Here is a 20,732-nt window from a genome sequence, read left to right on the forward strand (position 1 = left end):
TTATCTTCTCGTTCCGGTCGTGGTGATATTCCTGCCAATTAAATAGGTGTGGCTACGTCAGCCATTCAGTTGTTTGCACGCTAGGTAGAGTCAGAGAGAGTGTTATGAAGTTATGCCGTGTATTAATTGTCGGGCTCTTGTATATGTTGTCGTCAAACGCAATGGCGGCGATCTGCGAATTTTATCCGGACAATTCCATGGGCAATATGCAGGTTATCCTGCCGGCCACTCTCTCGGTACCACGTGACGCGCCGAATGGCACGGTTATTTATGAAAGCCCTATCGTGACGCTGGGTCCCATTCCCAGTTCTTTCAGGTGCTCCGCAGTGCACAATGAAGGTGTACGCAATAATGTCGGCATTACTCAGCCGGGCGTGGAGATTTTTCCTATCGGGAATACCGGAATCGGCTGGCAATGGGTCCGACCGCCATCGGGGAAAGCGTGGAAGGGCTTTCCAGGAACTACCGACACTGCTGGCGGTTGGGGTTGGAATGGTTCTGAGCACATCTTGCGTTTTGTAAAGACGGGCACTATTTCCGGCAGTGCGACGATACCTTCAGGCCAACTGGGGACATTTGTCGCTGCTGAAATCGAGCCTTTGGCAATGAATACCAGCGGCACACGAATCGTCTCGCAGTCTTGTGAAACACCTGATGTGAAAGTGGATATGGGTAGCTACACCATGAGCGATTTTTTGCAGAACGGTGACTATGCCAAGGAGAAATACTTCTTTCTTGATATGAAAAACTGTCCTCCTGGAATCAATAACTTCAGGTACTCCTTTTCGCCCACTGCGGGCAGCCCTGCATGGAGTGCTGATACCGGCGTGGTAAACCTCAACAGTAACTCGACTGCCAAAGGGCTGGCGTTGCAAATGCGCTTCAGTGACAGAAAGATACTCAAACTGAACCAGAATTACATAATGAAAGCGCCAACATCGAGCGGCGGTAATGCATCCGTTTCCTTGCAAGCTCGTTTCGTGCGCATTGAACCTTCCAATGCGCAAATGAGAGCGGGCGATGCCAATGCCGAAATTGCCTTCGTCGTCGAGTATCTATGAGCCCAACAACTTCTTCACCTCAGCCACAATCACCGCAATGTCGAACGGCTTGGGCACCACCACATCGAACAGGTCCGAGCGCTGCATGCCGATGTGCGCCTGGGCGCCACTCATCAGGATGATCGGCAGGTGTTTGACGGAGGGCTGGGCACGCACGGCTTCGGCGAATTCGAGGCCGTCCATGACCGGCATCATGAAGTCCGTGATGACCAGGGCTGGACGTTCTCTTTCCAGCACTTCGAGAGCCTTCTTGCCATTGCTCGCGGTCACAGTCATGAAGCCCTCATCCTCAAGCGCAAAGCCAAGAATGTCGGCAATCAGATACTCGTCGTCGACTACCAGGATGGTGGTCATGTCATTTCAACCCGCTTGCAGACTTACGAAATTGAACCAGGCAATGACTCAGCTGTGACTGAAGGTTCATTTTTCAAAGCCTTTTCCAGGAACACATCTTGATCACGGATAACCACCTCGAACCGCGACGGGTTGTAGGAGCTATCACGTATCTTGAGAATGGAAAGCGTCCTGTGAAGTTCAGCGTGATTTTCAAAGAACCGCATGAGCATCAGGTTGTCGACAATACTGGACAGGTCAGAGGTCGGTGCGCTGACTTCGGAACCGAACAAATCGCGCATTTCCCAGGAGGCGAACACCGTGACGCCTCTGGATCGCAGCTCGTTCATCAATGCACTGAAAAAGTCGGTGATGCGTTCCGGGGTGGTAGAAACCCGCGTCATGCCGCTGAGGCTATCGATAAACAGGCGCTTGATGCCTTTTTCATCGACCAGACTCAGCAGGCGTGCGCCGAGGCCGTCCAGCAAGCCTTCGGTGGTGGGCTGCCAGGCAATGCTCAGCGCACCGCTGTGTTCCATTTGTTCAATATCGATGCCCAGCGAACGGCCTTTGAGGCGCAGCCGCTGCGGGCTTTCATAGAAACCGAAATGCAGGCCCGGCGCTTCCGGCGTCGACTGCGCGATGAACTTCAGACCCAGGGTGGTCTTGCCGATCCCCGAAGGACCCATGACCAGCGTCACGCTGGAGCTGTGCAAGCCGCCTCCGAGGATGTCGTCCAGCGAGGCAATGCCGCTTGGGATGCGCGTCATGTCCGCGCTGTCCGGGGCGGACGGGCGTTTGTACAGCGTTTCCAGGCGAGGGTAGATCACCAGGCCGTTATCGGTGATTTCACATTCGTGGACACCGGTCAACGCGCCGCTGCCGCGGGTCTTGCGCAAATGAATGCGGCGCACCGAGCGGGTACCGAACAGCTCTTCGCCCATTTCGATGACGCCGTCGACCATGGTGTGCTCGGGGCTGCCGTCGTCCAGGCGCGAGCTGGTGAGAAACAGCACGGTGCAACCGGCAAACGCCGCGTGGCCTTGCAGTTCGGAGATGAATTTTTTCGTGTCGATCGGCGAATCGGCTTTGGACCGTGCATTGAGCAGGCCGTCAACGACCATGACGGTCGCCTTCTGCCGGGTGATTTCGCGGCGAAGCAGCTTCACCACCTCATCGAGGCCTTCGTTTTCCAGCGTGTCGAATGCGCTGACAAACTGTATTTCGGCGCCAACACGCGAGGCGTCGAAGAAGCTCATGGTCGACAGAAACTGAAACAGCCGGTCGTGGGATTCGGCCAGCAACGTGGCGACCAGAACACGACCGCCGTTGCGGGCATGATGAAACCCGAGCTGATTGGCAAGGATGGTCTTGCCGGAACCCGGGCGCCCTTGAATGATGTACGAAGCACCCGCGACAAGGCCTCCCTGAAGCAGCGCGTCGAGTCCTTCGATCCCGCTTTGAAGGCGTTTTAGCTTTTCCACAATGCGACCCTGATCTGAATAAACAGGCTTGTTCAGCCGAATGGTTTAAATGCTAACGCCATTTCCGGTTGAGGGCCATTAAGGTTGAGGGAAAGTAGCGTTTTTGCAACGTGAGCCTGACGAGCGACTGCTCGCGATCAGCGAGTAGGGACACCGGCGGCACGGGAAGATTCGCTTTTCCGATCCCGGAAACGACAAAGCCCCGAATAACCGGGGCTTTGTCGTTCCGAGTGCTCGTTTGGGCCAAGCCTAATAGACCTGAGGCACAATGATTTCCGGTGGTGTGGGAACGCGCGAATAGTCCTCCTGCCTGACGCGTTGCGGCAGTTCGATTACCGGCAGCTCCACCTCTTCGTACGGCATCTGCCCGAGCAGATGATTGATGCAGTTGAGCCGGGCTTTCTTTTTATCGTCAGCTTGTACCACCCACCACGGTGCTTCGGCGATGTGCGTGCGTTCAAGCATGATTTCCTTGGCCTTGGTATAGGCCTCCCAACGCCTGCGGGACTCCAGATCCATGGGGCTGAGTTTCCATTGTTTGAGCGGATCATGGATGCGACTGAGAAAGCGCAGATGCTGTTCCTGGTCGGAAATGGAGAACCAGTATTTGATCAGCTGGATGCCGGAGCGGGCGAGCATGCGTTCGAATTCCGGTACCGTACGAAAGAATTCCTCGTACTGGTATTCATTGCAGAACCCCATCACTTGTTCCACACCCGCGCGGTTGTACCAGCTACGGTCGAACAACACGATTTCACCCGCCGCCGGCAGGTGCGAGACGTAGCGCTGGAAGTACCACTGAGTGCGTTCGCGGTCGTTGGGGGCGGGTAGGGCGGCGACCCTGCAGACCCTGGGATTCAGGCGTTGGGTGATGCGTTTGATGACACCGCCTTTACCAGCGGCGTCCCGTCCTTCGAACAGGATCACGACTTTGTGGCCCGTCTTGACCACCCAGCTCTGCAGCTTTACCAGTTCGCCTTGCAGGCGGAACAGTTCGCTGAAGTAAGTCCTTCGCGCATCCTTCTCGGGATCCTCTTGCACATGCTCATCGAACAATGCGTTGAGGTCATGGCCGTCTTCGGATAATTCAAGTTCCAGCTCTTCGTCACTGTGATCAAGCAATTCACGGTGGATGCGCTGTATTAGCGTGTCGTCTGTGGGGAACATGGCAGGGGCTCGCGGCTGAGGATGGCAAAGTGTTAGGCACATCTTGTTACGAACCCGTTACATCCATGTGCGCCGCTGCGGTGAGGGCAGGAGGGTACCGTTTGCCACCTCGCTTTCATGAAAACGTCACAAAACTGCTGCAGAGTTCGGGAGCCCGTAATCACTAGGTGTCATTTAATGAAACGTTCGATGAAGTCTGCTGCACTCGCCATTGCGGTATCTCTTTGTGCCACCTCGGCCTCCTTTGCAGCAGAAAATGTTCGCCTGACGGGGTCAGGAGCTAGTTTCCCGGCACCGATCTACCTGACCTGGTTCAAGGATTTCAGCAAGAAATCCGATGGCGTCACTGTGGATTACCAATCCAAGGGCAGCGGCGCGGGCGTACAGGATTTCTTGAACAAAACCGTAGATTTCGCTGCCAGTGACTCGGCAATGAAAGACGAAGATATCGCCAAGGTCGCCGAAGGCGTGCAGTTGCTGCCGATGACTGCCGGGGAAATCGTGCTGGCCTACAACCTGCCGGGCAATCCCAAGGGTCTGAAGCTGCCACGCGAGGTGTATTCCAACATTTTCCTGGGCAAGATCACGCGTTGGAACGATCCGCAGATCGTCGCTGCCAACCCGGACCTGAAACTGTCCGATACGCCGATCACGGTTGTCGTGCGTGCAGATTCCAGCGGTACGACTGCGGTATTCACCAAGCACCTGGCAACCGTCAACGCCGAGTTCAAGCAGGCGCTGGGTGAGGGCAACACTGTCAACTGGCCGGCCAGTGACAAGTTCATCAAATCGCCAAAAAACGATGGCGTAACGGCTACCGTGCGCCAGACCCCAGGCGCGATTGGTTACATCGAATATGGCTTCGCCAAGCTCGCCAAGGTCGACTTTGCCCAGTTGCAGAACAAGGCTGGCAATTACGTAGTGCCAAACGCCGAAAGCGGTGCCGAGGCCCTGGCGGCGGTGAAAATGCCGGAAAACCTGGTGGCCTGGCTGCCTGATCCGGACGGTGCCAAGTCCTATCCGATCACCTCTTATACCTGGATGATTTTCCGCAAGGACAATGGCAATCCGGCCAAGGCCAAGGCCATGCGTGAAATGGTCGAATACAGCCTGACCGAGGGGCAGAAGATTGCCGATTCGATGGGCTACATCCCGTTGCCGCAATCGGTCGTCGAACAGGTTCGCAAAGCGTCCGCCAACATTCAGTAACGCCGTGAGGTCTCTCTCGGCGTGTGCGTCTGCGCCACGCCGGGAGAGTTTCCCCCCTGTTCCGGACTTAGCCCATGAACAAACCTTTTGTCGTACCGGTTAATCCCGACTCTGCCTGCCAGCCACCCTCGACGAAGGACTTCCTGGTGGATCGCACCTTTCGCGCGCTGGCGCGAATCGGCGTGGTGCTGATTCTTGCGCTGGTATTTGCGCTGGTGTTCGAAGTCGGACGCAAGGCACTTCCCGGTATGGAGAAGCACGGCTTCGATGTGCTGCTGGGCAGCGTGTGGGACGTCAACCAAGGCAAATACGGCATCCTGCCGGCCATCTGGGGCACGCTCTACAGCGCCTTCATCGCTTTGCTGATCGCCGGTTTCTTCGGCGTGAGCATGGCGATTTTCCTGACCCAGGATTTCCTGCCGACCAAGCTCGCTGCGCTGTTTCGGACCATCGTCGAACTGCTGGCAGCCATTCCCAGCGTGGTCTATGGCCTGTGGGGGATCTACGTAGTGATCCCGGCGATTCGGCCGCTGACGACCTGGTTGAACAGCGAACTGGGCTGGATTCCCTTTTTCGGCACATCCCTGAGCGGTCCAGGCCTGCTGCCCGCAGCGCTGGTGCTCGCCATCATGATTCTGCCGACCATTGCCGCCGTGTCGCAGGACGCGCTGACGGCTGTGCCGATGAAAACCAAGCAGGCCGCGTACGGCATGGGCACTACCCATTGGGAAGCGATTCTCAAAGTGATGGTGCCTTCGGCGGCCACCGGCATTTTCGGCTCGCTGGTGCTGGGCCTGGGGCGCGCGCTGGGTGAAACGATGGCGCTGGCCATGCTCGTCGGCAACGCCAACAACATTTCCCTCTCGCTGTTTGCCCCCGCCAACACCCTTGCCGCTTTGCTGGCGCTGAACTTCCCCGAAGCCGGGCCGAACGAGATCGAGGTGTTGATGTACGCCGCGCTTGTGCTGATGCTGATTACGCTGATCGTGAACATCTTCGGTTCGATGATCATGATGTACGCCCAACGGGGTAACAAGTGATGACTGATCTGACCGCAGCAACAGATTTGACGGCACCAACAGGCGCCATGCCCAGCTTACAACGCAGGTTCGAAGGCCGCGCGCTGCGCAGCCTGATCCTGACCACCCTGGTCTGGGCAGGTGCTCTGCTGGCCAGCGTGCCGCTGATTTCCGTGCTCTACATGCTGATCACTCGTGGTGGCGCGCGCCTGAACCTGGAAGTCTTCACCGAACTGCCACCGACTGGCTTCGAGATGGGCGGCGGTTTCGGTAACGCGATGGCAGGTACCTTTGTGATGGTCGGTATCGCGGCAGCGATCGCGGTGCCGGTCGGGATCATGGCGGCGATCTTCCTGGCTGAGCTGGGGCCGGACAGCAAACTGGGCAACGCCGCGCGTTTCGCCGCGAAGATGCTCACGGGCCTGCCGTCGATCCTGGCGGGGGTGTTTGCCTATGCCCTGGTGGTGATGACAACCGGCACCTATTCAGCACCGGCGGGTGGCGTGGCACTGGCGGTCCTGATGCTGCCGATCGTCGTGCTGACCGCGGAAGAATCGATGCGGATGGTGCCCAAGATCATGAAGGATGCCGCTTATGGCATGGGCTGCACTCGCTCGCAGGTGATCTGGAAAATCATCTTGCCGACCGGCATGCCGGCGATCCTGACTGGCGTGATGCTCGCCGTGGCGCGTGCCGCAGGCGAGACGGCACCGCTGTTGTTTACCGCGCTGTTCAGCAATTACTGGATCTACCACCAAGGCAATCTCGACGTCATGAACCCGACTGCCTCGCTGGCGGTGCTGATCTACAACTTCTCCGGCATGCCTTTCGATAACCAGCTCGAGCTCGCATGGGCGGCCTCGTTGGTGCTGGTGATGATCGTGCTGTTCGTGAACATCATCAGCCGTATTTTCGGCAAGCCCAAGTATTAAGAACGGGAGCAACTGATTTTGAACGTATCCACTGCGCAAATAGCCGCTCCGTTTGTCACCCAGGCGCCTGTAGTCATGGACTGCAAACTGGACAAGATTTTCTACGGGAATTTCATGGCGGTACGTGACAGTCACGTGCCGATCGAGAAAAACAAGATCACTGGATTCATCGGGCCCTCAGGCTGCGGCAAGAGCACCGTGCTGCGTAGCCTCAACCGGATGAACGACCTGGTGAAGGGGTTTCGTTTCGAGGGCCATGTGCATTTCCTCGGGCAGGACGTCTACGGCAAGGGTGTCGACCCGGTGGTCGTGCGCCGCTACATCGGCATGGTGTTTCAACAGCCAAACCCGTTTTCGATGAGCATCTTCGACAACGTTGCGTTTGGTCTGCGCCTCAATCGCTACAAGGGCGATATTGGCGATCGCGTCAAGCATGCGCTGCAAGGCGCCGCGCTGTGGGATGAAGTCAAGGACAAGCTCAAGGTCAGCGGCCTGTCGCTCTCCGGTGGCCAGCAGCAACGCCTGTGTATTGCCCGGGCAATCGCCACCGAGCCGGAAGTCCTGCTGCTGGATGAGCCTTGTTCGGCACTCGACCCGATCGCTACCCGACGCGTCGAAGAATTGATGGTCGAGTTGAAGAAGGACTACACCATCGCACTGGTCACTCACAACATGCAGCAAGCCATCCGTGTCGCTGACACCACGGCGTTTTTCTCGGTGGATATTTCCCAGGGCACGCGCACGGGCTATCTGGTCGAGATGGGCCCGACGGCGCAGATCTTCGACAATCCGCGGGAACAGATGACCGGCGATTACATCAGCGGCAAGTTCAGCTAAGTCACAGCACCGGTCACGGCCGCCTACCTGCACAAGCCAAATGGATTTGGCGGGCACCGGCGGACATTCACCAAGCGTTTCCAAGGAGCTCCAATGCCTGCCAAGCACCGTCTTGATTTGCCTGCGATTGAACGCGCACTGCGTAACGTGCAGAGCCGTTTCGCCGAGCTCAGCCGGCACTTCACCGAGCCCCGAGACCCGTTCACTGACGAAGTCCTGAACAATGTGCTTGAAGGTTATGCGTTGGTTGACGAATATGTTGCCCGCGGCGTCGACCTGTTCGATCTGCAGCAACTGAACCTGATGCTGGAGATCAATGCCACGGTGCTGTGTGGCCGGGATCCGGCACGCCGGCTCGAATACGCCCAGCATCTGGCAGCCACCGAAGCGCACTTCTTCAACAATGTTGAGGGAGGCATCAAGGACTTGTACAACTGGTATTGCGCGTATCGCAGTGAATCGGTCTGGAAGCGTGCAGCGGGGGTCTATGTGCGCATTCTGAGCAAGCCGCAGCTGTTTATCGAAGGCAATAACCGCAGTGGCTCGCTGATTGTCAGCTACCTGCTGATGCGGGCGGGGCTGCCTCCGTTCGTGCTGACGCTTGAAAACGCCGAGGGCTATTTCAACCCGTCCTCGGTCATCCGCAACTCCGCCAAGCATGGCGTCAAGGCGTTGTACGAATTGCCCAAGATCAAGAAAAAATACGCAGCATTTTTAGAAGAACAGGCGCCCGAACCAATGAAGTTCTTTCTCAAAGACAAGCCTCTGCCTGTCTCCCAGGGTGGCCATTGATGAGCGGGGCTCCAGCATTGGCCAAATGCAGAACCTTCGCCCGCCGGGCAGGGCAGGTCATCCGCTGCGCTCTGCCACAGCTGTTCAGGCGTCAGCGCATACGAATTTCGTTCGATATCGATGACACGCTCGCTTGCCAGCTCCACCACTGCGCAGTCGAGAAAAGCCGACTTCCCGCCTGTATTCATCGTTGGCTGGGTGAGCCGTTGCGCATGGGCACGCGATCGCTGATCCGCGAGCTGCGCCGCCAGGACTGCAGCATCTGGGTCTACACCTCATCCGGGCGCACGCCGTCCTATATCAGGCGCTGGTTGGCGCTGTACGGTATCCGCGTCGACGGCGTGGTCAACAGCGTGCTGCACAACCGTGCCCTGACGGCGCACGGGATGTCGAATGCGCCTTCAAAATATCCGCCAGCGTTCGATATCGACTTGCATGTCGATGATTCGGAGGGCGTGCAGCTTGAAGGCAAGGATCATGGCTTCCGGGTGGTCGTGGTGCATCCCGAGGATGATCGCTGGGCGCAGAAAGTGCTGGATTCGGTGGCCAAGGTCCAGGCGCAGCTCGCTTGGCAGCAAATGTTCAGACATAAAAAGCCGGTGCCACAACGGGCGGAGACGTTCTTTGAGCCGCTTGGCTGAGCGAGTACGCGTTGGCTATCTGGACAGCAGCGCTTTTTATCGCTCTACGGCGACGCATTTGATCTCCACGAGAAGGCCAGGTCGAGCCAACTCACTGACACCAATGCAGGTCCACGTGCAAGTGCTTCTCGGAAAGACTTTATCCTTCACGCGTCTGAAAGTTGGCATGTGACGGTGCATATCGACGTGATAAGTTGTCATTTCTACGACATCTTCAAATTTACAGCCACCTGCCTCCAAGACGACCCGGAGATTGTCCCATGCAGCCAAGAACTGCTGCTCAGGGTCTTCGATAACGGATAATTCCGGCGTCCTGCCTACCTGACCCGCGCAGTAGAGAGTTTTTCCTACCTTTACTGCTGGTGCATAACCCGCGCGCTCGTAGATCAATCTCATGCCATCTGGAACAATGATCTGACGGTCAGTCATGATTGCGGAGCCCCAAAGTTAGAACGGTTACGAAAGCTAACTCAGGGGCCAGAGCCGCGTCCACTCAGTTCACTTCTCATCTATTAATCAACCCCACAGGTGCTTTTAGCCGCTGCTGAGTCTTTTTGAACTCATTACCTAATGTGGCTACCTCGATCGATGCAAAAGGCGCGAGCCGGGAGCGTTACTGATCAGAAGCATTTCGATGGTTGGTTCGCTACTAGGCTGGCTCGTCAGTTCGTGTCGTCATCACCTTGAAATATATCTGCGTAAAGTCGCGCGACTGTAGGGGTAAGGTTATGACCGGTAGGAATGAGAAAGTCGGCGTGTGGTGCGAGCCGTTTTACGTAGATGACTTCGTAAACCCTGCGCACGATTCCAGGTGCTGTTTCTTCCCGGTCCAGGCCAGGCATTATCCCTACCGCTTTGTAACCGGCTTGCTCCAGTGCTTGTTGCATATACGGCGTGCGGGTTGTTGCCATGCCATAGATCAGCCCCGCGCCGATGAACGTGCCGATTTTTTCTCCCAGGTCCTGGGCCGCAACGGCCAGTCTGGCTTGTCTGTGCGGTTTGGCTACCGCGCCGACCCGCCCGAAAATAACGTCAGCACCGTCAATTTTTTCCCACGTGGCGATAGCGACAATCTCATCGTTCTGGCGGACGACGGTAGCAAATATGCCTCGATCCGGATCTTCTTCGAGCACCACGTTGTCTGCGTAGAACTGCTGGTCCAGAAACGGGCTTGCCAACCCCACCGAAATGGAGGGAAACCATGTCCGAAAAAAATCTGTCGCGACATTGATCTCCTCACGTTTCAGGTAATCCCAACTGTAGCCATAGGGTAAATCGGTGAAGCTGCGAATTTGCTCGATCGTTGGCCATTTCATGCGGTTCTGCTCGTTTGTCTGATTGCTTCGATAAGTGGCGCCGGGGTCAGCCCCGAGGGGTGGGGTTATTGGGGGTGTCGGGGCATGCCTGGCGGCGATCTGCCTGTGGCGCTCGACCACTTCGCCAATGACCAACTGCATCAGCCTCTGCACGATGGCCGTATCCAGCTCAGCCTCCTGAGCAAGTGCTGCCAGACGCTGGTATTGCTGCTGCTCTCTGGCCTCGTCTACCGCAGGCAACTGATATCGGGCTTTGAGCAATCCGACCTCATCGGTACAGCGAAACCGTTCCGCGAGCAGATGGATGAGCGCGGCGTCGATATTGTCGATGGTTTTCCTGAATGTTGAGAGTTGACGCGCGATGTCGGAGTTTTCCATGAATGACCTCGTGACAGGTGTTCGAAAGAGCTTCTCAATGATTCGTCTGCTGAGCAAAAACCGACCAGTCCTTGTCGCCATCTCCCCTGGCTACCGCCGACTTCATTTTCAATCGAACGGCATCCGCCGCTGGCAGCTCCAGCCCTTTGAGACGACCCGCATCGATCGCCAGATTCATATCCTTGAGGCCAAGCGACAGTTTGAATCCCGGTTCAAAATTGCTGCTGACGATGTTCTGCCCATAACGTTGATAACTGGGGCAGGCGAACAGGGTCTGGGTCATGAGCTTGATGAAAATCGAAGGGCTCAGTCCGTGGCGTTGAACGAGTCCGCTGGCTTCGCCCAGAGACTGGATGGCTTGGGTGATCATCATGTTGCCGGCGATTTTCGCGATACAGGCCTGTTCAGGTTGATCGCCCAGATACCAGGTTTTTTTCCCGAGCAGGTCGAGCAGCGGTTGGACGGTCGAGACAGCGGCCTGCGATCCGGCCGCCAGGATATTCAACTCGCCCTTGGCCGCCACGGCGGGCACGCCGAAAACCGGCGCCGCGATCAATGGCATGCCGACGGCTTCATGTTCTCGCTGCAACTCCAACATCAGCGAAGGCGACAAGGTCGACATCACGACATGCACGCAAGCTTTGTCTGCAGTTTCCAGAACAGCGCTGGAGAGCAGCACTTGCCTGATGGCGGCGTCATCGGCCAGAAGAGTGATGACTACCTCTTGCTGGAACGCAGAGGCCGGCGTTTCGATAACGCTGATGCCTTCGAGATCCTTGATCGCCGCGTGACTGCGGTTCCATGCCGAGACGTGATGGCCAGCGCGGACGAGCAGTGGAATGATCGCTCTGCCCATGCTTCCCACTCCGATAAAACCAATCTTCATTTGCAGTCTCCGGTTTGTATTCGACGACGGTGAATGCAGACAAGTATGTCGGGCACGGGATTGCTACGGCACTGCCATTGCTGCACTCTCACTGTTCATTTTTGTACGGGGGCAGAGCATGGACTGGAGTGATGTGCGGGTCTTTCTCGCGATTGCCCGCAGCGGGTCATTGGGGGCTGCCGCCAAACTGTTGGGGGTCAGCCATCCGACCGTGGGGCGGCGCTTGCAGGTGCTGGAACAGTTCAGTGGCCAACCCGTTTTCCTGCGTACCAACCAAGGTCTCGTGTTGACCGACAGCGGCGAGAAGCTCCTCAGCCTCGCGCAGGAAATGGAGCAAAGTGCGTTGGCCATCGAAAGGCGCCTCGCGGGGGACAGCGCACAGCCTGAAGGTGTGCTGCGCATTTCCTGCGCTGACTGGTTCGCCTGTTATGTCCTGGCCCCGGTGCTGAGTGAACTGCGCCGTCGTTATCCATTGATCGTGCCCGAGGTCATTGCCGGGCATCGATTGTTTGATCTGGCTCGCCGCGACGCCGACATCGCGTTTCGAATCGTTCCGTTCACCGAACCCGATATCGTGCACCGCAAGCTGATCTCCCTGACTTACGGGTTATACGCAGCCGTTGGATCTGCTGACCCTGAGCCACAGGGCGCCGGGCTGGGTCTGATCACCATGAGTGTTGCCCAATCTCATTATCCCGATGTGCAGTGGCTGCAGCAGCGTTACCCTCTGGCGCGTACCGTGTTTACCAGTAGCAGCCGCACAGTCCAGGCGCAAATGTGTGTGCAGGGGCAGGGCGTCGCGGTATTGCCCCGCGCTTTGGGCGACCAGTTGACGGCGCTGCGTCTGATCGATTCAGATGAACCGCCACCAGGCCGCGACATTTGGATGGGCTACCACCAGGACATGCGCCAGATGGACAGTCTGCGCGCGCTTGCCGACCTGGCCTCCGTCATGATTGGCACTCAGGCAGGCGGTTGATTCACTCTGCCGGCTGCATGGCCGCCGTTTGCAGCTCTGCAGCAGATTGGCGCGCCAGACTCAGACTCAGTCCTGCGCCTACCACCAGACACGCAGCGATGCACAGTATGGCGACGGTGAAGGCGTGGGTGATGGCCGCCGCGTCCGTGTCCTTGCCCAGAAGCGTGTAAAAAATGCCACCGATGATCGCTACGCTCAGTGCCGTGCTGATTTGCAGTGTGGAACTGGTGATGCCCGCAATCATGCCGGAATACGCCGGTGCCACGCGTCCAGTGATCATGCGCATCAATGTCGGAAGGGCCAGTCCTTGTCCGAAACCGATCAGAAAGAGAATCACGGCAAGGGACAGCGCAGAGGGCGTGACGGCGGTTGGCGTGTGCGCCACGAGCCAGGCCAATAGCACGAACCCCAGCACTTCGAGTGCCATTCCGAAGGGATTCACATAAGACCCCAGCAAACGCCGGAATAGATGGGTGGCGAGCGGCCCCAGCAAGAAACCAGCGCCGAATGGCAGAAAGACCAGACCTGCACTGAGCGGGCTCGTATGCAGCGCTCCCTGTAAATAGATGGAAAACAGCAGGAAGAACACGCCGATCGCGTAAAAAGTCAGCGCCACCAGCAATGCCCGGCCCAGCCCGGGCGCACGCAGTGCAGCAGGGTTCAGCAACGGCGCGCCTTGCGCTTGATACAAGCGGGCTTCGTAGCGCCAGAACAGCCAGGCCAGCAGTGGCACCGCCGCCAGCGACAGCCAGGCCCACCACGGCCAGCCCGCTTCACGTCCCTCGATCAGTGGAACGATCAGCGCCGCAAGCGTCACCATCGACAACAGCGTTCCACCAAGATCCAGCTTGCTGGTCTGGGGTGCGCGGGTTTCCTTGACCACGGGGATGGCGATCAGAATGACCAGCAACGCAATCGGTAGATTCACCAGAAATATCGTCCGCCAGCCCAGGTTCATCAGGTTGAGCGAGATCAGAATCCCGCCAAGTGCCTGGCCGACTACCGACGCCAAACCAAACACCGCACCGTACAGGCTCAACGCCAAGGGTTTTTCCGACTCAGGGAATATCGCCTGCACTGAAGCGAGTGCCTGCGGCGCCATTACAGCGGCCGTCACGCCTTGCAGCGAGCGTCCGGCGATCAACACCCAGGGTGACTCGGCGACACCGCAGATCAGTGAGGCGACGGCAAAGCCAATCAGGCCAACGAAGAACATTCTCATGCGGCCAAAGATGTCACCAAGCCGTCCGCCGGTGATCAGTGTCACGGCATACAGCGCCGCGTAAGAAGAGATGATCAACTGTTCGGCAGAGGAGGCCGTGCCCAGCGATTGCTGAATCGAAGGCAGCGCTACGTTCACGATGAAGAAATCCAGCGGCGGCAAGAATGCACCGACCAACAGGATGGCGAACATCAGCCAGCGCCGCTGTTCCGGAAGGGCTACTATTTTCTCAGGCATAAGGTCTCCTTTCTGAAACCCTTCGGCTCCAGAATATTTTCGATTGCGGGTCATGCTTTGAATCAGCTGACTTCAATCTAAACGATCAAACCCTGGCTGACGCCTCACATAAATGAACGGCCAATGTTCATTTATGGCAGTGCCGCTACGCCCCTGCCTCCTCGCACAATGGCCGCACTGTGGTTCCAGTCGAGCCACACAACCGAAATCGAGGAGTCAGTTATGTCGGGTAAATTCGCTGATCAGGTCGCAGTCGTCACCGGCGCGTCCACCGGGATCGGATTTGCGATTGCACAGGGTTTGATTGCCGAGGGCGCCAGGCGCGTTTACATCACCGGGCGTTCTGCAGCCACGCTGGAGGCGGCGGTGGCCAAGCTTGGCGACAGGGCGGTCGCGGTCATTTCCGATGTCGCGCGCCAGGTTGATCTGGACGAGCTCAAGGCGACGATTGAGGCGCACGACGATCAACTGGACTCAGTGTTTGCCAATGCGGGTATTTGTGAAAAGAACCCGCTGGGCGAGACCACCGAGGCCGCCTATTTCAACATGTTCGACATCAACGTAAAGGGAGTCTTTTTTACTGTACAGACGTTGATGCCATTGTTGAAAAATGGCGCTTCGATCGTACTGACGGCCTCTATCTGTTCCAGCAATGGCATGGAAGGACTGAGCCTCTACAACGCGTCCAAAGCCGCGGTACGTTCCTTTGCCAGGACGTGGGCCAACGAACTCAAAGGTCGCAAGATCAGAGCGAATGTCCTGAGCCCTGGCTTCACCCGCACACCGCTGATGGATAACGGCTTGAAGATGAGCGAAAGCGACGTCGCCGCGCTGCGTCAGCACGTCGAGCAGATCACGCCATTGGGGTACATGGCCGAGCCTGAGGAAATCGCCTCGTCGGCGCTGTTTCTTGCGTCTGCCGATGCGAAATATGTCAACGGTGTGGAGTTGATGGTCGACGGCGGCCTGTCGCAGATCTGACCACGTGCTCAACCGTAGCGCAGCCCTCGCGCAGGGCTGCCTTCCTCGCTTATGCGCAGCCCCTGCAGGAAACCTCATCATGAACAATGAACAACTGACAGCCCGACTGGACGCCCTGGAAAGTCGCGCCGCCATCGAGTCGCTGATCAGCGCCTACGCCAATGCTTTCGACCGCATCGACGCCTCGCTTCTTAGCTCAATCTGGCACGAAGAGTCGACACTGGATCTACCGGGTTTTGGCCAGGCTGGAAACCGTGACGAAATCCTGGCGATGGCGCAAAACAGCTGGCGTCAGATGCCCCATATGCACCACTGGATGGCCAACCCGCTGATTGAAATCGAGGGTGACAGCGCAGTGGGCACGGTAGCTGCGGATTGCCTGTTTCATGACATTGAAAAAGGCCCGGTGCAAGTCAGCGGTCTTTACCACGACAGGTTTGAACGTCGGGACGGAAAGTGGGCGTTCCTGTCACGTCGTTTTGAACTGCATTTCCTGACGCCGTTAAAAGATTGGGTACCCGCAGCGGGCGAAGAACAGTTTGCAGCGGTCGAGCAGCTCAAGGGAACGACAGCGAAAAACGAATAGTCCCGGCCCTTGGCTGTTCGACACCCACGTGGCCGTCATGCAGTTGCATGATGGCCACGACAATGGCGAGGCCAAGCCCGTAGGAGTCGGAATTCTGGTGCCGAGACGCATCGCCACGGTAAAAGCGGTCGAAGAGTTTGCCCAGGGTTTCGTCGCCCAGCACCGGCCCTTGGTTCTCCACCTCAATCCGGGCACCTCCGTGGGTTTCCAATACCCGTATCAGAATCTCGGTGCCCTCGTAAGCGTAGCGAACAGCGTTCGCCACCAGGTTGCTCAACGCTCTGCGCAGCAGCAAGGGGTCAGCGAGCACGATACCATCGCCCGTTATTTGGAAGCTCATTCGCCGCTCTTCAGCCAAGCCCTCAAAATACTCAGCGATGCGCTGTGATTCGTCATGCAGCGACAGTTGCTGGCGCTCCACTACGGCTTGCGCTTCATCGGCGCGCGCCAGAAACAGAATGCTTTCGACGATGCGCGAGATCCGTTCGAGTTCTTCAAGGTTCGAAGCGATCAGCGCCTGATATTCGTCCTCGCTACGGCGTTGGCGAAGGGCAACCTGACAATGTCCCATCAACGACCCGACCGGCGTGCGGATTTCATGGGCAAGGTCGGCGGAAAATTGCGTCAGTCGCTGATAACCCTGAGCAAGACGATCAAGCATCGCGTTATAGGCGTCACTCAGCTGTTGCAATTCAACCGGCGTGTCGGCGCTGTCCATGCGGCTGTGCAGACGCTCAGGCGTTATGGCTGCGGCATGGGCGGCCATTTTGCGCAGCGGACGCAGCCCGCGACGCAATAACAGATAACCCAGCAACGCGGTTGCCAGAAAGGCAAGGGCCACGGCCAGGTAGATGCGCTCGCGATACGCTGCAAGCATCGCCATTTCCTTGCCCATAAGGTGGGCGGCCGTCAATCGGACTACACGGCCACCCGACGTCGTGACTACGGAGGCGGCGCGCAGCCTTGTTCCCGAGTCGGTCACGCCGCTGCGCAGATCACTGACGCTCAGCTTTGTGTCCTGGCCGATCACCGGCAGTTCAGGCAACGTGACGTTGAGTGGATTGACCTGGATGACCGGTGGTTGCCCCGGCTCTTCAATGATGAAGATGTCGTCTTCGCTGTCGAGCATGTTCTTGAAAATCTGCGGGCTGTCGCGCAGCTTTTCGATGGCGAGTTCGTAATGCAGGAGCTTGCGAAAATGCTCCAGACGGCCCATCACCGCGTGATCGCTGTAGATCAATACCGAGGCTTTCATCGTCTGATACAGATAGAAGCCCGCGCCGGCCACGGCCAGCATCGCGACCATGGCAAACGCCACGGTCGATCGCAGCGTCAGCGAGGGTTGGCGTCGGAACCGCATGGCCTCACCTCGCAGACATAGCCGATACCGCGAATGGTATGGATCAGCTTGATCGGGTAGGGCTGGTCGACCTTGTTGCGCAGGCGCTTGACAGCGACGTCCACCACGTTGGTATCGCTGTCGAAATTCATGTCCCAGACTTCCGAAGCGATTTGTGTCCTGGACAACACATCGCCGGCTCGACGCAGAAACAGATGCAGCAGGGCGAACTCCTTGTTGGTCAGCACGATCACCTGTTGTTGGCGGGTCACGCGGCGCCGGACCAGATCCAGTTCGAGATCGGCAAGGTGGAAATGGTCGGCTTCGCGCACGACACCGCGGCGCAGAATAGTGCGGATGCGCAACAGCAGTTCGGTAAACGAAAAAGGTTTGATCAGGTAATCATCGGCGCCCAGTTCCAGACCGCGAATGCGGTCTTGCAACTGGTCGCGCGCGGTGAGGAACAGCACGGGGACATCTTGTCTGGCGCGCAACAGCTCGATGATCTGAAAGCCGTCAATCCCGGGCAACATGACGTCCAGCACGATCAGGTCATAGGTCGTATGCAAGGCCATGTGCAGACCGTCGGCGCCGTGCTGGGTCCAGTCGACGTTGTAACCGGACTCGCCGAGCCCCTTTTTCAGGTACTCACCTGTTTTGGTGTCATCTTCGATCAGCAGGATATGCATCGTCAGGCGCGCTCGGGTCTCTTAATGACGGGATTCAGCCCGCGACATCGGTATCTCGGCTGTGCAGTGTAGCGGGATGAACGGGCGCAGTCGGTTACATTTCTGTCATTCATGGTCAGGGTTGGCGAATGACAAAAATGTCATTCGGTGGTCATCGTGACGTCCCGGTCTGCGGTCGAGGATGGCGACACATCAACCCATGAGGAATCGTCGCCATGCAACTCAAAAACGCCCTGTCTACTACGTTCGGTTTGGTGATGCTCAGCGCTGCCGTCATTGCCACCGCCGCTGACATGCCGGTCATCAAACCACTGCGCGGTACGGTGGAAAGCGTCAGCAACAACACGCTGACCTTCACTGTCCGCTCTGGCGCCCAGCAGACGATCGGACTGACTGACAAGACCGGTATCAACCGGGTATCGAAAGCCAGTCTCGACTCAATCAAGTCCGACAGTTTCATCGGCTCGGCGGCCATCCCGCAGGCCAATGGAACACTGAAGGCGCTGGAGGTCACGGTATTCGATGCCAGCCTCAAGGGCAGCGGCGAAGGTCATTACGGTTGGCAGAACGCAGACGGCAGCACTGGCACCATGACCAACGGCACCGTGGGCAAACTGTCCAAAACCGACGGCCGCACGTTGACCGTCAACTACAAGGGCGGCGAGAAGCAGATCGTCGTCCCGGATGATGTGCCTATTGCCTATGTCGAGCCCGGCAAGGCCGATGAACTGGTCAAAGGCGCCAAAATTGTCGTGTTCCCCGCTGCAGATGGCACCGCACGCGGCATTGCAGTCGGCAAGGATGGCTTCCAGCCACCGATGTAATCACCTGAAAAAGGTTGGGGCGCTGCTGTCTGGCAGCGCTCCGCTACACGGATGGTTTGCAAGGGGAACGACGTGAGACAGAAGAAGCTGCATCCCTGGCCGGTTCGCCTCACCCACTGGCTCAATGCTGCCTGCATGGTCTGCATGTTCATGAGCGGTTGGGCGATCTACAACGCCTCGCCACTGTTCAGTTTCAGGTTTCCAGCGTCGTTGACCGTGGGCGGTTGGCTGGGCGGGGCGCTGGCCTGGCATTTCGCGTTTATGTGGCTGCTGCTGATCAACGGCGCGATCTATGTGCTGTACGGGTTGGCCAGTCGCCATTTCAAACGTGAGCTGCTGCCCATCGGCATTACCGCATTGAAGCATGATCTGACCGATGCCTTGCGCTTTCGGCTGGTGCATGAAAAGGGTGTCTATAACGCAGTACAGCGCCTGATGTACTGGATCGTGCTGGCGGCAGGTGTACTGATCGTGATCTCGGGTGTAGCGATCTGGAAACCGGTTCAACTTCAAGAGCTGGTCGCGTTACTGGGCGGCTATGACGTTGCTCGTTACGTACATTTCGCGGCCATGACGATGATTGCAGCGTTTGTGGTGATTCATCTGGTCTTGGTGATTCTGGTACCGAAAACCCTGTTGCCAATGATCACGGGTGGAGTGCGCACGCCTGACAACGGGAAAAACGGGTCATGACTGAATCCACAAAAACAACGCGTCAGCGCGTCAGGATTGAACCTGCGCAACAGCTTGAACTGGAAAACATTCAGCGCCGGCATTTTCTTCGGGCCGGCCTGACGGTGGGCGCGATGTCGATGCTGACCGGTTGCAACCTGCAGGACGGCGATCAGGTCGACAAAGTGCTTTGGGCCATGTCGCGTTGGAACGACCGGGTCCAGGCGTGGCTGTTCAGTGGACGGAAACTGGCGCCGACCTTCGCCCGCGCGCAGATCACCAAGCCGTTTCCGTTCAACGCTTTCTATGGTCAGGACGATATCCCTGAAGTAGACCTGACCAGTTACTCGCTCGCCGTCTCCGGCCGGATCAGGGACAAGGCGCCGTGGACACTCGAAAGCTTGCGCAAGCTGCCGCAACGCAGCGATATCACTCGGCTGATCTGTGTTGAGGGCTGGAGCGCGATCGGGCAATGGGGAGGTGTACCGCTGAAAACCTTCCTGGAACACATCGGCGCCGACACCACAGCGAAATTTGTCGGTTTCAAATGTGCCGATCGTTACTACTCCAGTCTGGACATGCCGACTGCCTTGCACCCGCAGACGCTGTTGGCACTGGATTACGCTGACGTGGCGCTGCCGCCCGAGTACGGCTATCCGCTGAGGGTTCGGGTCCCCACCAAACTGGGCTTCAAAAACCCCAAGCATGTTGTCGAGATTTTCGTCAGCAACGACAACCCGGGCGGGTATTGGGAAGACCAGGGCTACAACTGGTTCAGCGGGATCTGATGAAGCAAAGAACGGAACTGTCACGCCAGGAACACTGGCGAGATTCATGACACCAAGCGTGATATGAGGCATGCCGATGACCGGTATTTCTGCAGTACCGCCAGCACCATCCGTCTTGCCGACATCAGAACCCAGGATGCGGGCAACGAGTGATGGAGCAGATTTCCAATCTCTCTTGCAGGCTCAGTCCAGGCCACCTTTACAACAGTCGGATAAAGCTCGCACTCGGATGCTCTTTGATAATCTTGCCGCATGTACCTTCAATGGCGAAAAAAGAGCTATCTGCTCTGATGTTATCGGCACAGGGGGACTGAATGCGTTCGCCATTGCAGTGGCTCTCTCGCCGCTAACCGTCACCTG

General features: G+C 57.6%; 22 protein-coding genes. 13 read left to right on the top strand and 9 right to left on the bottom strand.

Annotation, left to right across the window (positions count from 1 at the left end):
- Positions 1-104: 104 nt before the first annotated feature.
- Positions 105-1,061 (top strand): fimbrial protein, encoded by a 957-nt coding sequence (locus DCO47_RS02405; protein ID WP_064361716.1) that lies wholly within the window; start codon positions 105-107, stop codon positions 1,059-1,061.
- Here the strand turns inward: DCO47_RS02405 and DCO47_RS02410 are convergent.
- The 3 genes from DCO47_RS02410 to ppk2 all read right to left on the bottom strand — a co-directional run bounded on the left by DCO47_RS02410 (position 1,056) and on the right by ppk2 (position 4,045).
- Positions 1,056-1,415, bottom strand: coding sequence for a response regulator (locus DCO47_RS02410; RefSeq protein ID WP_064361715.1), 360 nt, complete (start codon positions 1,413-1,415; stop codon positions 1,056-1,058). The two genes, DCO47_RS02405 and DCO47_RS02410, sit on opposite strands and share 6 nt — an antisense overlap.
- Positions 1,416-1,438: 23 nt before the next feature.
- On the bottom strand, positions 1,439-2,878 hold the full coding sequence (locus DCO47_RS02415) for an ATPase domain-containing protein (RefSeq protein ID WP_064361714.1): 1,440 nt from the start codon (positions 2,876-2,878) through the stop codon (positions 1,439-1,441).
- Positions 2,879-3,127: 249 nt separating this feature from the next.
- The gene (gene ppk2 / locus DCO47_RS02420; protein WP_116657375.1) at positions 3,128-4,045 is read right to left on the bottom strand and encodes a polyphosphate kinase 2; all 918 of its coding nucleotides are present in this window, start codon (positions 4,043-4,045) and stop codon (positions 3,128-3,130) included.
- A 177-nt stretch (positions 4,046-4,222) separates the two neighbouring features.
- Between ppk2 and pstS the strand changes: the two genes are divergently transcribed.
- From pstS to DCO47_RS02450, 6 genes are all read left to right on the top strand, one after another.
- Positions 4,223-5,254 (top strand): phosphate ABC transporter substrate-binding protein PstS, encoded by a 1,032-nt coding sequence (gene pstS / locus DCO47_RS02425; RefSeq protein WP_064361713.1) that lies wholly within the window; start codon positions 4,223-4,225, stop codon positions 5,252-5,254.
- A 74-nt stretch (positions 5,255-5,328) separates the two neighbouring features.
- Positions 5,329-6,294, top strand: coding sequence for a phosphate ABC transporter permease subunit PstC (gene pstC, locus DCO47_RS02430; protein ID WP_042609807.1), 966 nt, complete (start codon positions 5,329-5,331; stop codon positions 6,292-6,294).
- Positions 6,294-7,205 carry a phosphate ABC transporter permease PstA gene (gene pstA, locus DCO47_RS02435; RefSeq protein WP_016774590.1) on the top strand — a complete coding sequence of 304 codons (912 nt, stop codon included), beginning with the start codon at positions 6,294-6,296 and terminating at the stop codon, positions 7,203-7,205. Before pstC ends, pstA begins: the two co-directional genes overlap by 1 nt.
- Positions 7,206-7,280: 75 nt before the next feature.
- Positions 7,281-8,042, top strand: a complete 762-nt coding sequence (gene pstB / locus DCO47_RS02440) for a phosphate ABC transporter ATP-binding protein PstB (RefSeq protein WP_016774591.1) — start codon at positions 7,281-7,283, stop codon at positions 8,040-8,042.
- A 93-nt stretch (positions 8,043-8,135) separates the two neighbouring features.
- Entirely contained in the window at positions 8,136-8,834 is a 699-nt protein-coding gene (locus DCO47_RS02445) for a hypothetical protein (protein ID WP_064361710.1), read from the top strand.
- On the top strand, positions 8,834-9,475 hold the full coding sequence (locus DCO47_RS02450; protein WP_256590073.1) for a hypothetical protein: 642 nt from the start codon (positions 8,834-8,836) through the stop codon (positions 9,473-9,475). The genes DCO47_RS02445 and DCO47_RS02450 overlap by 1 nt, the downstream gene beginning before the upstream one ends.
- Before the next feature lie 36 nt (positions 9,476-9,511).
- Here DCO47_RS02450 and DCO47_RS02455 read toward each other — a convergent pair whose 3' ends face one another.
- From DCO47_RS02455 to DCO47_RS02465, 3 genes are all read right to left on the bottom strand, one after another.
- Entirely contained in the window at positions 9,512-9,904 is a 393-nt protein-coding gene (locus tag DCO47_RS02455; RefSeq protein WP_116657376.1) for a RidA family protein, read from the bottom strand.
- A 233-nt stretch (positions 9,905-10,137) separates the two neighbouring features.
- Positions 10,138-11,169, bottom strand: a complete 1,032-nt coding sequence (locus DCO47_RS02460) for a chorismate mutase (RefSeq protein WP_065617253.1) — start codon at positions 11,167-11,169, stop codon at positions 10,138-10,140.
- Positions 11,170-11,203: 34 nt separating this feature from the next.
- Positions 11,204-12,055: an NAD(P)-dependent oxidoreductase gene (locus DCO47_RS02465; RefSeq protein ID WP_116657377.1), complete on the bottom strand. Its 852-nt coding sequence runs from the start codon at positions 12,053-12,055 to the stop codon at positions 11,204-11,206.
- A 118-nt stretch (positions 12,056-12,173) separates the two neighbouring features.
- Here DCO47_RS02465 and DCO47_RS02470 point away from each other — a divergent pair, with 118 nt between their 5' ends.
- Positions 12,174-13,034: a LysR family transcriptional regulator gene (locus DCO47_RS02470; RefSeq protein ID WP_042609812.1), complete on the top strand. Its 861-nt coding sequence runs from the start codon at positions 12,174-12,176 to the stop codon at positions 13,032-13,034.
- Position 13,035: 1 nt separating this feature from the next.
- On the opposite strand, the gene DCO47_RS02475 is transcribed toward DCO47_RS02470, so the two are convergent.
- Entirely contained in the window at positions 13,036-14,547 is a 1,512-nt protein-coding gene (locus DCO47_RS02475) for an MFS transporter (protein WP_256590074.1), read from the bottom strand.
- A 168-nt stretch (positions 14,548-14,715) separates the two neighbouring features.
- Between DCO47_RS02475 and DCO47_RS02480 the strand changes: the two genes are divergently transcribed.
- Both DCO47_RS02480 and DCO47_RS02485 read left to right on the top strand, forming a co-directional pair.
- Positions 14,716-15,474, top strand: coding sequence for an SDR family oxidoreductase (locus DCO47_RS02480; RefSeq protein ID WP_064361704.1), 759 nt, complete (start codon positions 14,716-14,718; stop codon positions 15,472-15,474).
- Positions 15,475-15,553: 79 nt separating this feature from the next.
- Positions 15,554-16,060, top strand: coding sequence for a nuclear transport factor 2 family protein (locus DCO47_RS02485; RefSeq protein ID WP_116254814.1), 507 nt, complete (start codon positions 15,554-15,556; stop codon positions 16,058-16,060).
- On the opposite strand, the gene DCO47_RS02490 is transcribed toward DCO47_RS02485, so the two are convergent.
- Together DCO47_RS02490 and DCO47_RS02495 are read right to left on the bottom strand one after the other, a co-directional pair.
- Entirely contained in the window at positions 16,032-17,420 is a 1,389-nt protein-coding gene (locus tag DCO47_RS02490; RefSeq protein ID WP_116657379.1) for a heavy metal sensor histidine kinase, read from the bottom strand. The two genes, DCO47_RS02485 and DCO47_RS02490, sit on opposite strands and share 29 nt — an antisense overlap.
- On the bottom strand, positions 17,393-18,088 hold the full coding sequence (locus tag DCO47_RS02495) for a heavy metal response regulator transcription factor (RefSeq protein WP_064362038.1): 696 nt from the start codon (positions 18,086-18,088) through the stop codon (positions 17,393-17,395). The genes DCO47_RS02490 and DCO47_RS02495 overlap by 28 nt, the downstream gene beginning before the upstream one ends.
- 215 nt (positions 18,089-18,303) lie before the next feature.
- Here DCO47_RS02495 and DCO47_RS02500 point away from each other — a divergent pair, with 215 nt between their 5' ends.
- The 3 genes from DCO47_RS02500 to DCO47_RS02510 are packed head-to-tail and all read left to right on the top strand — an operon-like array spanning position 18,304 to position 20,372.
- Entirely contained in the window at positions 18,304-18,912 is a 609-nt protein-coding gene (locus DCO47_RS02500; protein WP_116657380.1) for a hypothetical protein, read from the top strand.
- Positions 18,913-18,963: 51 nt separating this feature from the next.
- Positions 18,964-19,605, top strand: coding sequence for a cytochrome b/b6 domain-containing protein (locus tag DCO47_RS02505; protein WP_371919854.1), 642 nt, complete (start codon positions 18,964-18,966; stop codon positions 19,603-19,605).
- Positions 19,602-20,372, top strand: coding sequence for a molybdopterin-dependent oxidoreductase (locus DCO47_RS02510; RefSeq protein ID WP_065617258.1), 771 nt, complete (start codon positions 19,602-19,604; stop codon positions 20,370-20,372). The genes DCO47_RS02505 and DCO47_RS02510 overlap by 4 nt, the downstream gene beginning before the upstream one ends.
- Positions 20,373-20,732 lie beyond the last annotated feature (360 nt).

The sequence above is a fragment of the Pseudomonas sp. NDM genome (genome assembly GCF_003105095.1).
GTDB classification, from domain to species: domain Bacteria; phylum Pseudomonadota; class Gammaproteobacteria; order Pseudomonadales; family Pseudomonadaceae; genus Aquipseudomonas; species Aquipseudomonas moraviensis_A.

Excerpts from the sequence above, each read along its gene's own strand:
- DCO47_RS02405 (WP_064361716.1), top strand. The coding sequence starts at position 105 with ATGAAGTTATGCCGTGTATTAATTGTCGGGCTCTTGTATATGTTGTCG.
- DCO47_RS02410 (WP_064361715.1), bottom strand. The coding sequence starts at position 1,415 with ATGACCACCATCCTGGTAGTCGACGACGAGTATCTGATTGCCGACATT.
- ppk2 (WP_116657375.1), bottom strand. The coding sequence starts at position 4,045 with ATGTTCCCCACAGACGACACGCTAATACAGCGCATCCACCGTGAATTG.
- pstS (WP_064361713.1), top strand. The coding sequence starts at position 4,223 with ATGAAACGTTCGATGAAGTCTGCTGCACTCGCCATTGCGGTATCTCTT.
- pstC (WP_042609807.1), top strand. The coding sequence starts at position 5,329 with ATGAACAAACCTTTTGTCGTACCGGTTAATCCCGACTCTGCCTGCCAG.
- pstA (WP_016774590.1), top strand. The coding sequence starts at position 6,294 with ATGACTGATCTGACCGCAGCAACAGATTTGACGGCACCAACAGGCGCC.
- pstB (WP_016774591.1), top strand. The coding sequence starts at position 7,281 with ATGGACTGCAAACTGGACAAGATTTTCTACGGGAATTTCATGGCGGTA.
- DCO47_RS02445 (WP_064361710.1), top strand. The coding sequence starts at position 8,136 with ATGCCTGCCAAGCACCGTCTTGATTTGCCTGCGATTGAACGCGCACTG.
- DCO47_RS02450 (WP_256590073.1), top strand. The coding sequence starts at position 8,834 with ATGAGCGGGGCTCCAGCATTGGCCAAATGCAGAACCTTCGCCCGCCGG.
- DCO47_RS02455 (WP_116657376.1), bottom strand. The coding sequence starts at position 9,904 with ATGACTGACCGTCAGATCATTGTTCCAGATGGCATGAGATTGATCTAC.
- DCO47_RS02460 (WP_065617253.1), bottom strand. The coding sequence starts at position 11,169 with ATGGAAAACTCCGACATCGCGCGTCAACTCTCAACATTCAGGAAAACC.
- DCO47_RS02465 (WP_116657377.1), bottom strand. The coding sequence starts at position 12,055 with ATGAAGATTGGTTTTATCGGAGTGGGAAGCATGGGCAGAGCGATCATT.
- DCO47_RS02470 (WP_042609812.1), top strand. The coding sequence starts at position 12,174 with ATGGACTGGAGTGATGTGCGGGTCTTTCTCGCGATTGCCCGCAGCGGG.
- DCO47_RS02475 (WP_256590074.1), bottom strand. The coding sequence starts at position 14,547 with ATGACCCGCAATCGAAAATATTCTGGAGCCGAAGGGTTTCAGAAAGGA.
- DCO47_RS02480 (WP_064361704.1), top strand. The coding sequence starts at position 14,716 with ATGTCGGGTAAATTCGCTGATCAGGTCGCAGTCGTCACCGGCGCGTCC.
- DCO47_RS02485 (WP_116254814.1), top strand. The coding sequence starts at position 15,554 with ATGAACAATGAACAACTGACAGCCCGACTGGACGCCCTGGAAAGTCGC.
- DCO47_RS02490 (WP_116657379.1), bottom strand. The coding sequence starts at position 17,420 with ATGCGGTTCCGACGCCAACCCTCGCTGACGCTGCGATCGACCGTGGCG.
- DCO47_RS02495 (WP_064362038.1), bottom strand. The coding sequence starts at position 18,088 with ATGCATATCCTGCTGATCGAAGATGACACCAAAACAGGTGAGTACCTG.
- DCO47_RS02500 (WP_116657380.1), top strand. The coding sequence starts at position 18,304 with ATGCAACTCAAAAACGCCCTGTCTACTACGTTCGGTTTGGTGATGCTC.
- DCO47_RS02505 (WP_371919854.1), top strand. The coding sequence starts at position 18,964 with ATGGTTTGCAAGGGGAACGACGTGAGACAGAAGAAGCTGCATCCCTGG.
- DCO47_RS02510 (WP_065617258.1), top strand. The coding sequence starts at position 19,602 with ATGACTGAATCCACAAAAACAACGCGTCAGCGCGTCAGGATTGAACCT.